Raw genomic sequence first — 533 nt, forward strand, 5'->3', positions numbered from 1 at the left:
GTCAACCAATAAGGAAAGCATCATGAAAAACTCACGTTACGACTCAAATGTATGCCACGCGAAAAGAACGTTTGATGTACTGGTTGCGCTGTTGATTCTGCTAGTAACCGCGCCACTGTTTCCGTTCATTGCTCTTGCCATCAAGGTCAGCTCAAAAGGCCCAGTGATTTATCGTCAACTGCGTGTTGGTCGCTGCACACCCGAGAAGATGGATCTGTTTCAAATCATGAAGTTTCGCACGATGTACATCGATGCAGAACAACGCTCAGGTGCCGTTTGGGCAACCGAAAATGATCCACGCATTACCCCGGTCGGCCGATTTTTACGTAAGACTCGTCTCGATGAGTTACCGCAGCTATTCAATGTATTGAAAGGTGAAATGTCTATGATTGGCCCTCGCCCTGAGCGACCTGCCTTTTATCAAAAGTTGGAAGATGAAATTCCATATTTTGTAGAGCGTACATACGGCGTACTGCCAGGTATTACAGGCTTGGCGCAAGTAAACCAAGGTTACGATGCTTGCATTGAAGACG

The 533-nt window shown here is 46.7% G+C and carries 1 protein-coding gene; it reads left to right on the forward strand.

What is annotated here, in order from left to right; all coding sequences use genetic code 11:
* Positions 1–22 precede the first annotated feature (22 nt).
* Positions 23–533, forward strand: a 511-nt coding sequence (locus R7P74_RS28950) for a sugar transferase (RefSeq protein WP_318124152.1), incomplete at its 3' end; no start/stop codon positions are given.

Source organism: Vibrio sp. 2033 (assembly GCF_033339735.1).